Source organism: Zhongshania aliphaticivorans, from assembly GCF_902705855.1.
In the GTDB taxonomy this organism is placed as follows: domain Bacteria; phylum Pseudomonadota; class Gammaproteobacteria; order Pseudomonadales; family Spongiibacteraceae; genus Spongiibacter; species Spongiibacter aliphaticivorans_B.
Genome location: NZ_CACSIJ010000014.1, coordinates 253,958 through 267,635 on the forward strand (window position 1 = coordinate 253,958; position 13,678 = coordinate 267,635).

Sequence of the window (13,678 nt, forward strand, 5' to 3'; positions counted from 1 at the left end):
GATTTTAAAAAGAAAATTAATGGTGCCCAGAGACGGAATCGAACCGCCGACACGAGGATTTTCAATCCTCTGCTCTACCGACTGAGCTATCTGGGCATATTTGAGAGCTTTGGCTGCTTCTCAGAAGGCGCGTATTAAACCTGTTCCGAAACAATGAGTCAAGCCCCTGAAATAAGAGAGTTATTCGCTGGGGGGTACGTAACCCTCGGCTTTTTCGTAGTCTTCACCGGATAGAAACTTTTCCATTTCAGCTTGCAGGAATTTCCGAGAGGCGGGGTCCATCATGCTTAGGTGTTTTTCATTTATAAGCATAGTTTGGTGGGCGTGCCATTCTTCCCAGGCTTTTTTAGAGACGTTTTCGAAGATGTCTTGGCCTTTTGGGCCTGGGTACGGCGGCTTGTCTAGGCCGTCGAGTTCTTGCTGAAATTTTTTGCAGAATACGGTGCGGGTCATAGTGGGGCTTCTCTTAATAAATCTGAGCTGAATACAGCGTCGAGCAGTTTTTTAACTGGCGCGGCAAGGCCGACTTGTTGTTCAGGGTGTCCCTTATACCAAAGCTGTGGCTTGGCTTCCATGATTGTGGTGATTTCGCCGTGCAGGTGAATGTGCACTGGCGTGATGTCTAGGTGGAAGTGGCTAAAGGTATGTCGCATAAGCGGCCAGTGTTGTTTGCTACTGTTAGTGCTGAGGTTTTGGTCGATATAGTGATCGAGTTCGTCTGCGTTGGCAGCTTCGGGGAAGCTCCACAGACCGCCCCATATACCGCTGTCGGGGCGCTGTTCGAGTAAAATTTCGCCGCGATTATTTTCAATTATCAGCATGTGAACTTGTCGAGTCGGTATTTGTTTCTTCGGTTTTTTGCTGGGGTAGTTGGTTTGAGTGTTACTGGCGAAGCTCTGGCAGTTATTTTGGACTGGGCAGCTTGGGCATTGGGGTTTGCTGCGGGTACAGAGCGTGGCACCGAGATCCATAATGGCTTGAGTGTAGTCGGCGACTCGCTTATCAGGAGTTAGCTCTTCGGCCAAATCCCATAATTGGCTTTCGACGTGTTTTAGCGCTGGCCAGCCGTCAATGGCGGCATAGCGCGTGAGTACCCGTTTTACATTGCCGTCGAGTATGGGGGCGCGACCATTACAGGCGATGGAGTATATTGCGGCAGCGGTTGAGCGACCTACGCCGGGGAGTTGCTGGAGTAGTTCGTGGTCGTGGGGGAATTCCCCGCCAAATTCATCGCAGACCAGTTTTGCGGCTTTATGGAGGTTTCTGGCGCGGGCGTAGTAGCCAAGACCCGTCCACAGCGCGAGCACGTCATCAGTTGGTGCGTCGGCAAGGTTCTGTACAGTGGGAAACCGCGCCATAAATCGTTGGTAGTAGTCGATGACGGTGGTGACTTGGGTCTGCTGAAGCATAATTTCAGATACCCACACCCGATATGGCGTGATGTCTTGTTGCCACGGCAGATCTTTGCGGCCGGCGACGTCGAACCATGCCAGCAACTGTTGGCTGAAGGTGTGCTTACTGCTTGATTTCATTAAGTATTGCGCTGCCAGCACCAGAGGCGATTATTGGCGCTAAAGCCTAGTTCTGCGAACAGGTTGATGAGTTCTGGCGCGCCACGCAAATCGGCGGAGATAGATTGCAGGTCGTCGGGTAGCTGCTTCATCGCTTGGATGATGAGCTGCCGCGCTACGCCTCTACGTCGAGTGACTTCACGTACGGATAATTGCGCTATCTGGTAGTCGCCGCCGTAGATGGGAGTGAGGGTAAAAGCAGACAGAATTCGGCCATTAAAGCGGCCGCCGTAGATAATTAGTTTGCCAGAATTGGCAGACGCCAGCAGTTTTACACTGTCGTTTGGGTACAGTATTTCGAGGTCCGCAGCGTCCTGTGGGTCTGGCTGGGTGATAATTTCTGCGTATACAGGCATTTATGACGTTTCTGCTTGGTGTAATACGGGTTGGGATTTTTTATAATACGCTATTGTAAGCAAATAACCGATGAGGCGTCGATGAACGAGCGCAAAGCTACGATCAGCCGTAACACCCTAGAAACCCAAATTACCGTGACAGTGAACCTGGATGGCACGGGTACGTCTCATTTTGATACTGGGGTTCCCTTCCTAGATCATATGATGGATCAGATTGCCCGTCACGGCCTGATTGATTTGGTAGTGCACGCCAAGGGTGATTTACACATTGACGCGCATCACACCGTTGAAGACATTGGCATCACCATGGGCCAGGCATTCGCTGAGGCGGTTGGCGATAAGAAAGGTATTACTCGCTACGGTCACGCTTATGTGCCGTTGGACGAGGCTTTGTCGCGGGTGGTAATCGACTTCTCTGGTCGTGCTGGTCTGGAATATCACGTGCCTTATACTCGCGGCAGCGTGGGTGGTTTTGACGTGGATTTGTTCTCTGAGTTTTTTCACGGCTTTGTGAATCACGCCAAAGTGACTCTGCACATCGATAATTTGCGCGGTAAAAACACCCATCACCAAGCTGAAACGGTGTTTAAAGCATTTGGTCGCGCACTGCGTATGGCCTTGCAGGCCGACGAGCGCATGGCGGGCATTACGCCTTCTACCAAGGGTAGTCTCTAGGGTTTTTCAATATGAGTAAGTCTTCCGTTGCCGTAATAGATTACGGCATGGGTAATTTGCACTCGGTGGCCAGCGCTCTCGAGAAGGTTGGCGATGGCGTTAAGGTCATGGTCACCGATTGCCCCGACACAATTTTGAGCGCGGATCGGGTGATTTTTCCCGGTGTGGGCGCGATTCGCGATTGCATGGCTGAGCTTAAATCTCGTGGTTTAGATGAAGTCATTCAGGAAGTAGCGGCGCAAAAGCCACTGCTCGGCATTTGTCTTGGTATGCAGGCTTTGCTGGAAAGCAGCGAGGAGAATGGCGGCGTTGAATGTTTAGATGTACTGCCAGGCGCGGTTAAATTCTTTGGTAGTGATCTGCGCGATGCTGCGGGCGGGCGTCTTAAAGTCCCGCACATGGGTTGGAACAATGTTATTCAAGCCATTGATCACCCGTTGTGGGCCGGTATTCCCGATGCCAGCCGATTCTATTTTGTGCACAGCTACTACGTTGATGCACCGGAATTTGTGGCGGGTAGCTGCGACTACGGCGTGCAAGTACACGCGGCACTGGCCTGCGACAATGTGTTTGCCGTGCAGTTTCACCCTGAAAAAAGCGGTGATATGGGCCTGCGCCTGCTAAGCAATTTTTTGAACTGGGATCGCCCCGCGGCCTTTTTCCCAGTGACTGACTAATATTAAGGTTTCACTATGTTGATTATCCCCGCAATAGATTTAAAAGACGGCCAATGTGTGCGTCTGCGTCAAGGCGAAATGGGCGACTCTACGGTATACGGCAATGATCCCGTAGAAATGGCTGCACGCTGGGTTACTGCGGGTGGTCGTCGCCTGCATTTGGTTGATCTCAATGGTGCCTTTGAAGGCAAGCCCGTGAATGGCGAAGCGGTAACCGCTATTGCTAAGGCCTACCCAGATTTGCCGATTCAAATTGGCGGCGGTATTCGCTCATTGCATACCATCGAGCAGTATTTAGATGCTGGCGTGAACTATGTGATTATCGGTACTAAAGCCGTTAAAGATCCTAAGTTTGTGGCTGAGGCCTGCAAGGCGTTCCCTGGTTCGGTCATCGTCGGCTTAGACGCCAAAGATGGTTTGGTTGCTACAGACGGTTGGGCCGAAGTGTCTAATTTAGTGGCTACAGAGCTGGCTAAGCGTTTTGAGCAAGATGGCGTGAGTTCGATTGTATACACCGATATTAGTCGTGACGGCATGATGCAGGGCGTTAATATTGATGCGACCGTGGCAATGGCGAAGGCTTCTGGTCTGCCGGTAATTGCCTCTGGTGGTGTGACCAATATGGACGATATTCGGGCGCTTAACGCAGTTGCGGATGCCGGTATTTTGGGTGCAATCACTGGGCGTGCGATTTACGAAGGCGAACTCGATTTAGCCGAAGCGCAGCGTTACTGCGACGACAACCGTTAACAGCGGATAGGACGAGAAACCACTATGGCTTTGGCTAAACGCATTATTCCCTGCTTAGATGTGGACAAAGGTCGTGTTGTAAAAGGTGTTAATTTTGTTGGTATTCGCGACGCCGGTGATCCGGTAGAGATTGCCAAGCGCTACAACGAACAGGGCGCCGACGAAATCACCTTTTTAGATATTACGGCGACTCACGAAGGTCGTGAGACGACTGTTCACACCGTTGAGCAAATCGCGGCAGAGGTGTTTATTCCGCTAACAGTTGGCGGCGGTATTCGCGAGATTAAAGATATTCGCACCATGCTTAATGCCGGTGCCGATAAGGTCGGCATTAACTCGGCAGCAATTCACCGGCCCGATTTTGTTAAAGAAGCCGCAGACCGTTTTGGATCACAGTGCATTGTGATTGCCATTGATGCCAAGCGTGTTGCCGATGAGGCCGACGGTCGTCCCCGTTGGGAAATATTCACCCACGGTGGTCGCAAGCCAACCGGTATTAATGCGGTGGAGTGGGCGATAAAAATGGTTGAGAACGGCGCGGGTGAAGTTCTACTTACCAGCATGGATGGTGACGGCACTAAAGCTGGTTATGATTTGGCGTTGACCCGTGCTATTTCTGAAGCCGTGCCGGTGCCGGTTATTGCCTCTGGTGGGGTGGGTAATCTCGATCATATGGTGGCGGGTATTAAAGAAGGCTTGGCCGACGCCGTGTTGGCGGCAAGTATTTTTCACTTTGCGGAATACACCGTGCCAGAAGCCAAGGCTTATATGGCAGCCCACGGGATTGAAGTACGTTTATAATTTATACTTTAGCAGACACAAAAAAGCGGGCTTGGGTTTGCCCGCTTTTTTGTGTCTGGAATAATGCTGGAGCAGCAATTACTGAATAGCAGTTTCAATAATCGCTGTTTTGGGTGTAGACATGATGTACATGCCTTTGAGTAGGTTTAGCGCTTCATATAATTGATTGTCGCCACCAGCTATATCTTCGCGTCCGCCTTTCTCGGCTTTGCGACTTACGCTAGTGCTTTCTTTACCGTCGCCGCGACCGAGGTGGCCGGCCAAATCCGCTTCGGTGATTTCAATGCCTGCCGCCAGTGCTTCAATACGTGCTCTTTCAACAATAATGTCTGGCTCTATACCTTGGGCCTGAATCGATCTGCCACTGGGGGTAAAGTAACGTGCGGTAGTTAGTTTAATAGCGCTTTCTTCTGAGAGCGGAAGCACGGTTTGCACCGAGCCTTTACCAAAGCTGCGGGTGCCGATAATGACGGCGCGGCGGTGATCTTGCAGGGCGCCGGCAACGATTTCAGATGCGGAGGCAGAGCCGCCATTAATTAATACCACCATCGGGGTAGCATCGGCAGGGCTTTTGGCGCTAGCCATGAATCGGCTATAGGCGTTTGGGAGTCGTCCTTCGGTATAGACAATAAGACCGTCATTAATGAACTCGTTGACGACCTGTACTGAAGCCTGCAGTAAGCCGCCGGGGTTATTCCGCAAATCTAAGACTAGGCCTCTTAATTCATCGCGCCCCGCCTTGAGTTTGTTGAGTTCCTTTTTCAAATCTTGGCCGGTGCGGCTTTGGAATTGGGAAATACGAATATAGCCGTAGCCGGGTTCAAGCACTTCGCTACGCACGCTGGCTACGGTAATAACGTCACGCTTTAGCGGTATTTCAAATGGTGCGCTAATGCCGCTGCGGAGTATTGTTAGTACAATTTTACTGCCGGCGGGCCCGCGCATTAAGGTGACCGCTTCTTGGAGGTTAAGACCTTTTATTGGTTTATTATCGATTTGAATAATAAGGTCGCCGGTTTGGATGCCGGCGCGTTCAGCGGGCGTGTCGTCGATGGGCGTAACGACTTTAATAAAGCCATTTTCCATGCCGACTTCAATGCCCAAACCGCCAAATTCGCCGGTGGTATGGTTTTGTAAGTCTTCAAAAGAGCTGGCGTCTAGATAGTCTGAATGTGGATCTAGGCCGCTTAGCATACCGCGAATGGCATTTTCTAGAAGGGTTTTGTCGTCTACTTCTTCTACATAACTAAGACGGATTTGATTAAACACGTCGGCAAAATTTCTTAATGCCTGCAGCGGTAGCTGGCCCTGTGCTGCGGTGACCTCTTGCGTAGCGACATCATCTTCTTCGGCCATTGAGCTTATTGGGGCGGCCAATAGGGCAACCGTAATGGCGGTTAGAGTGAGGCGAAGCATATTTGGCATGACGTAAATTCCTGGTGCAACTTCAATTGAGAGTTATTGTATCTTGCTTTATCGGCGATTACTTCGCCCTTACTGACACCATCTACGGGGGTCTGTGGGGCGACCTTTGTAACGAATTTCAAAATAAAGTCCGGCTTGGCGCTGCCCGCCACTATTACCAACGGTGGCGACTGCTTCGCCGCCTTTAACCCAGTCACCTTCGGTGCGCAGTAGGCTTTGGTTATGTGCGTACAAGCTGAGGTAACCGCCGCCGTGATCGACAATAATAAGTAGGCCTGCACCGCGCAACCAGTCAGCAAATACTACGCGACCATTGTGAATAGAGATTACCGAGTCACCTTCGTTGCCGGCAATTTGAATACCTTGCCATGTTACTGCGCTGCCTTGCCTAGGTGAGCCGTAACGATTGAGGAGCTTGCCTCTGACCGGCCAAGGCATTTTTCCGCGCATGGCGTTAAAGGGCTTGTAGCTTGCTGGAATGGCGATATTGGTGATTTCACGCTCGACCGCCTGTAGGACGCTTTCTAGGCTTTTACGTTCCTTGTCTAGGGTGTTAAGCGAGCTGGTTTTAGTGACGATATCGCGATCTATACCCGCGAGCGTATTGGCGCGTTGCTGCTTTTGTTGGAACAGTGTTTGTTGCTGGCGCTGCAATTCTGAACTGGTTTCCGCCAAGGCTTCGGCTTCAGCTTCGATGGCAGGCTTTAAAGTATCTAATTCAGTGAGTGTGTCACGGTACTTGCTAAGCTCTTCGCTGCGGGCGCGGTTAAAGTAGTCAAAGTAGGTCAGTGTGCGGCTGAGCTTTTCCGGCTGCTCCTGATTCAGCAGCATTTTTAACTGACTTTCTTTGCCCAGTGTGTAGGCGTTGCGAACGTGCTCCGCAATAAGGTTTTTTTGGTTTTGTTGTTTTTTACGTAGCTGCTGCTGGCGTGTTTCTAACTCGGCTAACTTGCGCTGCTGCTCGTCGCGCTTTTTGCTAGTGCGATGAAGTTTTGCTGCTAGCTCGCCAATATCTTTCTCGATGTTACGTAGCGCTTTGGCGGTGCTGCTACGGTCATTTTGTTGTTTGCTAATCGACTTTTTTAACGAGCCGATTTTTTCATTCAGTGTATTGAGTTCACGCTGGGTCTTTTCGTTGTTGGCGCTCACCGCAGTGCTTGTCAGCAGCAATAAAACCCAACATAGTTTGCGAAGACTGGCAGCGCGCAGCAGCACTTTAATAACCGTCTCAGGCTTCGCGCAATAAATTAATGCCGGTCATCTCAGCGGGTTGGTCAACGGCCATCAGCGCCAACATGGTTGGGGCAATATCAGCCAGCTTGCCGCCGGATTCTTGCAGTGCGCCGAGCTTGCCGCCAACGTAGACCAGTGGCACCAGCTCTGTGGTGTGCTGGGTGTGGGCTTGGCCGGCGTCGTAGTCGACCATTTGCTCGCAGTTGCCATGGTCGGCGGTGATCAGGCAGTGGCCATCCATTTCTATTACCGCATCGGTGACGCGTTTTATACAGGCATCTAGTGCTTCAACGGCTTTCACTGCGGCAGAGAAAACACCTGTGTGGCCCACCATATCGCCATTGGCGTAGTTGCAAATAATCGCGTCGTATTTGCCATTGCGAATGGCGGCCACTAATTTGTCGGTGACTTCCGGTGCGCTCATTTCTGGTTGTAAGTCGTAGGTGGCTACGTCGGGGGAGGATATAAGCTCTCGGTCTTCGCCGACATAAAGTGCTTCGCGGCCACCGCTAAAGAAAAAGGTGACGTGGGCGTACTTTTCGGTTTCGGCAATACGCAGCTGAGTTTTGCCGCATTTCTCCAGTACTTCGCCCAAGCTGTTGTGCATTTTTTCTGGCGGGTAGGCGACGGCTGCTTTAATGCTGTCAGCGTACTCGGTGGTCATCACAAACTCAGCCAACGCGGGAGTAGCCTTGCGTTGGAAACCGTCGAAGTCTTTATCGACAAAGGCGCGGGTGATTTCTCGGGCGCGGTCGGCGCGGAAGTTCATGAAAATCACGCTGTCGCCGTTTTTGACACTGCCATCGGCTTGGCCGGCCGCTTGAATGACGGACGCATTTACAAATTCATCATTTTCATCGCGGGCGTAGGCGGCAGCTAGTGCCTCGCTTGCCGAATCGTAACGGTAGTCGGCAGTGGATTGGGTGAGTAAGTTATAGGCCTTTTCTACTCGATCCCAGCGATTGTCTCTGTCCATAGCGTAATAGCGGCCAATGATCGAGGCGGTGCGACCACGGCCAAGTTCAGCAAATTTCTGATCAATCTTTTCCAGAGAGTTTTGCGCGCTGCGCGGCGGTGTGTCGCGGCCATCTAAAAATGCGTGGACATAAATCTGCTCTGCACCGCGTTTAGCGGCAAGTTCCATCATGGCAAGAATGTGGTTTTCGTGGCTGTGTACGCCGCCGCTAGAAAGCAAACCAAGAATGTGTACGGCCTTGCCTGCATTAGTGGCCTTGTCTATAGCATTGGTATACGTCGGGTTGGTGAAAAAATCACCATCGGCAATGTCTTTGTCGATGCGCGTAATACTTTGGTACACAATGCGGCCGGCGCCAAGGCTCATATGGCCGACTTCAGAGTTACCCATTTGACCGTCGGGTAAACCGACATCCAGTCCGGAGCCAGAAATGAGGGTGTGCGGTGACTTCTCCCACAGGGCGTCCCAATTGGGCGTTACTGCATGGAAAATAGCGTTGTCTTTGGGGTCTTCGCGGTAGCCAAAGCCGTCAAGTATAACTAATACAACGGGTTTTTTGGTTTGCGTGTCGGCCATAATAGAACCACTTTAAATCGGCTGGAATTAGCTCGACATTGTAACTTTTTCGACACAACGAGGCTATGCAGGGAAGGGTGAGAAATGCACAGTGGCAGTGTATACTCTCGCTTTTTTCGCGAATTGTGTTCACCGCGACGTATAAAGAGAGTTTTCATGGAAAAATTAATCCCTTTTGTGGCTGAGCAATGGATACTTATTTCGGCATTAATTTCCTGCCTTTTATTGTTGAGTTTCCATGAGTCGCGGCGCGCAGGTAAGTCAATTACGCCTCAACAGATGGTGAGTTTGTTGAATCAGCAGGGCGCTGTGGTAGTGGATTTACGTGATAAAGGCGAATTCGGCAAAGGCCATATTCTCGATTCAGTGAATGTGCCATTTGCTAAATTAGATAAAGAAGTTGACGGTCTTGCCGACAAAGATAAGCCGATAGTGTTGGTGTGTAAGCTTGGTCAGCACGCGAGTGCTGCGGGCAAAAAGCTTGGTGCTAAAGGCTATACGCAGGTCCACCGTTTGAAGGGCGGTATTGCCGAGTGGCAGGCAATGCAGATGCCGCTGGTTAAATAATCGGCCTATATGCAAAAAAAGATAGTGTAATCGGGGAGGAGTGATAATGGCGAAAGTAACAATCTACACAACACGATTCTGCCCTTATTGTGTCCGCGCCAAGCAGCTACTGAGTAGTAAAGGCGTAGACTTTGAAGAGATTCCGGTCGATGGCCGCAATGATCTTCGCAGTGATTTATTAGCTCGTACCGGTCAGCGGACGGTGCCGCAAATTTGGGTAGGTGATACTCATGTTGGTGGCTGTGATGAGTTGATGGACCTTGAGCGTCGCGCTCACCTTGATGGAATGCTCGCCTTGTAATTAACGATGGCGCCCATATTGTTTGTTAATGCCCAGAATTAGGAATACACAATAATGTCAGAACAAGCAGCAGCACCCGCTCAAGCTAAATTTGCCTTGCAGCGTATTTACATTAAAGACGCGTCGTTTGAATCACCAAGCGCGCCGTTAATCTTCACAAAAACCTGGAAGCCAAAGATACAGGTTGATTTGAATACTCGCAGCAACCCTGTGGCAGAGAATAATTTCGAAGTTATTCTTACAGTGACCATCACCGCTAAGCTAGAAGATGACGAGACCGCATTCTTGGTAGAAATTCACCAAGGTGGTTTGTTCCTAGCGGAAGGCGTAGAAGGCGAGCAGTTGCGTCAGCTTCTGGGTATAGCCTGTCCGAATATGCTGTTCCCGTATTTGCGTGAAGCGGTAGATTCTTTAGTTGTGAAAGGCGGCTTCCCCGCACTGGCATTGCAGCCTGTCAATTTTGAAGCGCTGTATCGTCAGGCGCAGCAGCAGGCTGAGCAGCAAGCAGCTGCTGAACCAACAACTCACTGAGTTGATGGTAGCGTTGGGTTTGTTGTATTGATAAGCCCAACGCACCGATTTCCCATGTTCCATATCGCCCTACATGAACCGCGTATTGCTCCCAATACCGGTAACATTATTCGCTTGGTTGCGAATAATGGCTGCCATCTGCATTTAATTGAGCCGCTGGGTTTTGACCTTGAAGAAAAAAAGTTGCGGCGTGCAGGCTTAGATTATGCAGATTTAGCGCGAGTGACTCGCCATGCAGATTATGAAAGCTTTCTAAAGGAAATGGCTGGCCGGCGTATTTTTGCCCTTACGACGAAGGGTAGTCGTAACTACGCAGATGCCGATTTCAAAGCAGATGACGTGCTGCTGTTTGGCTCTGAAACCGCAGGCTTACCACAATATATTCGCGATGAATTGGGCGTTGAGCACTGTTTGAAAGTCCCGATGATCGGCAGCTCCCGCAGTTTGAATTTGTCGAATACCGTTGCGCTGGTGAGCTATGAGGCGTGGCGGCAGGTGAGTTTTTTGGGGGCAGTTATTTAAAGTTTAGCCCTCGTGTTTTAGTGAGGAACGCTAGACGGGAGATGGGAGACGCAAATGCAGCGTTTTCCGTCTCCCGTTAAGCATTTAGCGCTTAATCATCGTCATCATCACCACCCATGCCCAGTTCTTTAATTTTACGGGTCAGGGTATTGCGTCCCCAGCCCAGTAAATTAGCAGCATCGCGGCGGCGTCCGTGGGTGTGCTTCAGCGCCGACTCAATCATAATGCGTTCAAACTGCGGCACCGCACGGTCTAGTAATTTGTCGCGGCCCAGCATTAATTCCTGATCTGCCCAACGCTTGAGGTTGTCCTGCCAGTTGGACGCCGGCGCGGCTTCGCCCTGTGGCCTTTCCAGTAATTCTGGGGGAAGGTCGTCGATATGTATTTCGCGGCCCGCCGCCATCACGGTTAGCCAGCGGCAAGTGTTCTCTAATTGACGGACGTTGCCCTGCCATTCCATTTGGCAGAGATATTCTTCGGTTTCTGGGCGTAGGCGTTTTGGCTCTACGTTTAGCTCATTTCCCGCGCGGGTGAAGAAGTGTTGCATGAGCTTAGGTATGTCTTCACGGCGCTCTGACAGGCGCGGCAAATGCATGCGGATAACGTTGAGACGATGGAAAAGGTCTTCCCGAAATGTGTTGTTTTTTACTAGCTTTTCGAGATTTTGATGAGTCGCGGCAATAATGCGAACATCGACTTTGACGGGGGTGTGGCCGCCGACTCGATAGAATTCGCCATCTGCTAATACCCGCAATAAACGCGTTTGGGTGTCGGCGGGCATATCGCCAATCTCATCCAAAAACAGTGTGCCGCCGTTGGCTTGTTCAAAACGCCCACGACGCTGTGCGCTGGCGCCGGTAAAGGCGCCTTTTTCATGACCAAACAGCTCAGACTCCATTAAGTCTTTGGGGATGGCCGCCATGTTTAGTGCAATAAATGGTTTTGTAGCGCGGGGGCTGTGGCGGTGTAGCGCTTGTGCGACCAGCTCTTTACCCGTGCCAGACTCACCGTTAATTAGTACTGTGATATTGGACTGTGATAAGCGGCCAATAGCACGGAAAACTTCCTGCATTGCTGGCGCTTCGCCGATGATCTCGGTTGGCTCGAGCGGTGTTTGTTCAGGCAGTAAATTACGGTTTTTATTGGCGTGTTGCAGTGCGCGTTGAGTGGTGGCGACAGCTTCATCTACATCAAAGGGTTTGGGTAGATATTCAAACGCGCCGCCTTGATATGACGCTACCGCGCTATCTAGGTCGGAGTGTGCCGTCGTAATAATAACGGGTAGGCCGGGGTGTGCGGCGGTAATTCGGGATAGCAGTTTTAAGCCGTCAATGCCCGGCATGCGAATGTCGCTAATGATGGCGTCGGGTACTTCGCCTTCAAGGTGTCCGAGCAGTTCGTCGCCATTTTCAAAGCAGCGAGTAACGATGCCGGCTTGGGTGAGGGCTTTTTCAAGTACCCAGCGTATCGATCGGTCGTCGTCGGCTATCCAGACGGAATTAGCTTGGCTCATTAGGCGTGCTCCAGGGGAATGTGTAGCGAGAACACGGTATTGCCGGGTTCGCTACGGCATTCGATAAGTCCGTTATGTTGGTTGAGTATTGATTGCGCGATAGACAGCCCAAGGCCGGTGCCTTCGGCGCGTCCGCTAACCATCGGTAAAAAGATAGATGCGCGTAGATCAGCGGGAATGCCTGGTCCGTTGTCGACGATGTCGGTGCTGCAGACTAAGCGATGCCGATGTGTGCCAATGGTGAGTTGGCGCAGTGTGCGGGTTCGGATAATGATGGTTGGATCACTATCGCCTGGTGAATCTTGCCGCAGTGCTTGCTGGGCATTGCGAATAACATTTAGGAAGGCTTGGATAAGTTGCTCGCGGTCGCCGAGTATGTCCGGAATACTGGGGTCGTAGTCGCGAATGATGCGAACACCGCCGTCGCTTTCGGCTTCAACTAATTGTCTTACCCGTTCTAAAACTTCATGAATATTGGTCTTTTGTTTTTCTGGTGCGCGGTGAGGGCCGAGCATGGTGTCGACTAAATTTCGCAGCCGGTCAGCTTCTTCGATAATGATATTGGTGTAATCGTGTAGCTTTGGATCACTAAGTTCGCGCGCTAATAATTGGGCTGCGCCGCGCAGACCGCCCAGCGGATTTTTAACTTCATGGGCGATGCCGCGAATTAGTGCTTGGCTATTTTGCTGTGATGACAACAGGCCTTCTTCGCGGCTAATTCGGATTAGCCGGTCTAGCGGTTGCAGCTCAATGATGAGCGAGGTGCGGCGGTTTTCGGTAACGGGTGTCACGGCGTAATCGACTGTGATTTCTGTGCCCGAGCGCAGAGTTAACACGGTTTCTCGTTTGGTATAGGCCTCGCAGTTATTAATGGCGTCGAGGAGTTTTACGAGGGTGTCTTCTTGTTCATGGAAAAGCTTGGTGATGGCCTCGCCGTGAATACGTTGATCAGATACCGCCAACAGTGATTCTGCCGCCGGATTGATATAGCTGACGGTCAGGTTCGGCTCGACCAACAGTATTGCTGTTTTCAAGTTGTCGAGTATTTGATGGTAGATATTGTTCAGAGCCATAGGGCCGCCATGTGTTCGTTGTGTTTGCTTTAAAGCAATTTCTAGGCCAAGCGACAGTTGAAGAATTTTATAGACGAATCAACAATTTTCCGTAACTGGCAAGCCTGAATGCCTTGTTATGGGGCCATTTT

Annotated in this window: 16 protein-coding genes and 1 tRNA gene; 8 read left to right on the forward strand and 9 right to left on the reverse strand. The window is 51.0% G+C overall.

Translation table 11 applies throughout. The features are described from left to right. Nucleotides 1-20: 20 nt before the first annotated feature. The 4 genes from GVJ32_RS13225 to GVJ32_RS13240 form a co-directional block, all read right to left on the reverse strand. A tRNA-Phe gene (locus tag GVJ32_RS13225) sits at nucleotides 21-96 on the reverse strand. 84 nt (nucleotides 97-180) lie between these two features. Continuing rightward, the gene (locus tag GVJ32_RS13230; protein ID WP_159240573.1) at nucleotides 181-453 is read right to left on the reverse strand and encodes an oxidative damage protection protein; all 273 of its coding nucleotides are present in this window, start codon (nucleotides 451-453) and stop codon (nucleotides 181-183) included. After that, nucleotides 450-1,532, reverse strand: coding sequence for an A/G-specific adenine glycosylase (mutY, locus tag GVJ32_RS13235; protein ID WP_159240574.1), 1,083 nt, complete (start codon nucleotides 1,530-1,532; stop codon nucleotides 450-452). The genes GVJ32_RS13230 and mutY overlap by 4 nt, the downstream gene beginning before the upstream one ends. After that, nucleotides 1,532-1,927 carry an acetyl-CoA sensor PanZ family protein gene (locus GVJ32_RS13240; protein ID WP_159240575.1) on the reverse strand — a complete coding sequence of 132 codons (396 nt, stop codon included), beginning with the start codon at nucleotides 1,925-1,927 and terminating at the stop codon, nucleotides 1,532-1,534. Before GVJ32_RS13240 ends, mutY begins: the two co-directional genes overlap by 1 nt. Before the next feature lie 81 nt (nucleotides 1,928-2,008). Here GVJ32_RS13240 and hisB point away from each other — a divergent pair, with 81 nt between their 5' ends. The 4 genes from hisB to hisF are packed head-to-tail and all read left to right on the forward strand — an operon-like array spanning nucleotide 2,009 to nucleotide 4,830. Continuing rightward, entirely contained in the window at nucleotides 2,009-2,602 is a 594-nt protein-coding gene (hisB, locus tag GVJ32_RS13245; RefSeq protein ID WP_159240576.1) for an imidazoleglycerol-phosphate dehydratase HisB, read from the forward strand. Between the two features lie 11 nt (nucleotides 2,603-2,613). Beyond that, nucleotides 2,614-3,279 carry an imidazole glycerol phosphate synthase subunit HisH gene (gene hisH, locus GVJ32_RS13250; protein ID WP_159240577.1) on the forward strand — a complete coding sequence of 222 codons (666 nt, stop codon included), beginning with the start codon at nucleotides 2,614-2,616 and terminating at the stop codon, nucleotides 3,277-3,279. A gap of 15 nt (nucleotides 3,280-3,294) precedes the next feature. After that, nucleotides 3,295-4,029 carry a 1-(5-phosphoribosyl)-5-[(5-phosphoribosylamino)methylideneamino]imidazole-4-carboxamide isomerase gene (hisA, locus tag GVJ32_RS13255; protein ID WP_159240578.1) on the forward strand — a complete coding sequence of 245 codons (735 nt, stop codon included), beginning with the start codon at nucleotides 3,295-3,297 and terminating at the stop codon, nucleotides 4,027-4,029. A gap of 24 nt (nucleotides 4,030-4,053) precedes the next feature. Then, complete coding sequence (gene hisF, locus GVJ32_RS13260; RefSeq protein ID WP_159240579.1) at nucleotides 4,054-4,830, forward strand: imidazole glycerol phosphate synthase subunit HisF; 777 nt, start codon at nucleotides 4,054-4,056, stop codon at nucleotides 4,828-4,830. Nucleotides 4,831-4,908: 78 nt separating this feature from the next. On the opposite strand, the gene GVJ32_RS13265 is transcribed toward hisF, so the two are convergent. The 3 genes from GVJ32_RS13265 to gpmM form a co-directional block, all read right to left on the reverse strand. Then, a complete protein-coding gene (locus tag GVJ32_RS13265; protein WP_159240580.1) occupies nucleotides 4,909-6,255 on the reverse strand; it encodes a S41 family peptidase in 1,347 nt (448 codons plus the stop codon). Between the two features lie 69 nt (nucleotides 6,256-6,324). Next, nucleotides 6,325-7,470 (reverse strand): murein hydrolase activator EnvC family protein, encoded by a 1,146-nt coding sequence (locus GVJ32_RS13270; protein WP_159240581.1) that lies wholly within the window; start codon nucleotides 7,468-7,470, stop codon nucleotides 6,325-6,327. A gap of 13 nt (nucleotides 7,471-7,483) precedes the next feature. Further along, nucleotides 7,484-9,040: a 2,3-bisphosphoglycerate-independent phosphoglycerate mutase gene (gene gpmM / locus GVJ32_RS13275; protein ID WP_159240582.1), complete on the reverse strand. Its 1,557-nt coding sequence runs from the start codon at nucleotides 9,038-9,040 to the stop codon at nucleotides 7,484-7,486. Nucleotides 9,041-9,196: 156 nt separating this feature from the next. Between gpmM and GVJ32_RS13280 the strand changes: the two genes are divergently transcribed. Genes GVJ32_RS13280 through GVJ32_RS13295 form a run of 4 tightly spaced genes read left to right on the forward strand, consistent with a single transcriptional unit; the run spans nucleotide 9,197 to nucleotide 10,961 of the window. Continuing rightward, nucleotides 9,197-9,607 (forward strand): rhodanese-like domain-containing protein, encoded by a 411-nt coding sequence (locus GVJ32_RS13280; protein WP_159240583.1) that lies wholly within the window; start codon nucleotides 9,197-9,199, stop codon nucleotides 9,605-9,607. A gap of 46 nt (nucleotides 9,608-9,653) precedes the next feature. Continuing rightward, nucleotides 9,654-9,908, forward strand: coding sequence for a glutaredoxin 3 (gene grxC / locus GVJ32_RS13285; RefSeq protein ID WP_159240584.1), 255 nt, complete (start codon nucleotides 9,654-9,656; stop codon nucleotides 9,906-9,908). Between the two features lie 54 nt (nucleotides 9,909-9,962). Continuing rightward, a complete protein-coding gene (gene secB / locus GVJ32_RS13290; protein ID WP_159240585.1) occupies nucleotides 9,963-10,439 on the forward strand; it encodes a protein-export chaperone SecB in 477 nt (158 codons plus the stop codon). 54 nt (nucleotides 10,440-10,493) lie between these two features. Continuing rightward, entirely contained in the window at nucleotides 10,494-10,961 is a 468-nt protein-coding gene (locus GVJ32_RS13295; RefSeq protein ID WP_159240750.1) for a tRNA (cytidine(34)-2'-O)-methyltransferase, read from the forward strand. 91 nt (nucleotides 10,962-11,052) lie between these two features. Here the strand turns inward: GVJ32_RS13295 and ntrC are convergent, their stop codons facing one another. Beyond that, entirely contained in the window at nucleotides 11,053-12,474 is a 1,422-nt protein-coding gene (gene ntrC / locus GVJ32_RS13300) for a nitrogen regulation protein NR(I) (RefSeq protein ID WP_159240586.1), read from the reverse strand. Then, nucleotides 12,474-13,547 (reverse strand): nitrogen regulation protein NR(II), encoded by a 1,074-nt coding sequence (glnL, locus tag GVJ32_RS13305; protein ID WP_159240587.1) that lies wholly within the window; start codon nucleotides 13,545-13,547, stop codon nucleotides 12,474-12,476. The genes ntrC and glnL overlap by 1 nt, the downstream gene beginning before the upstream one ends. Nucleotides 13,548-13,678 lie beyond the last annotated feature (131 nt).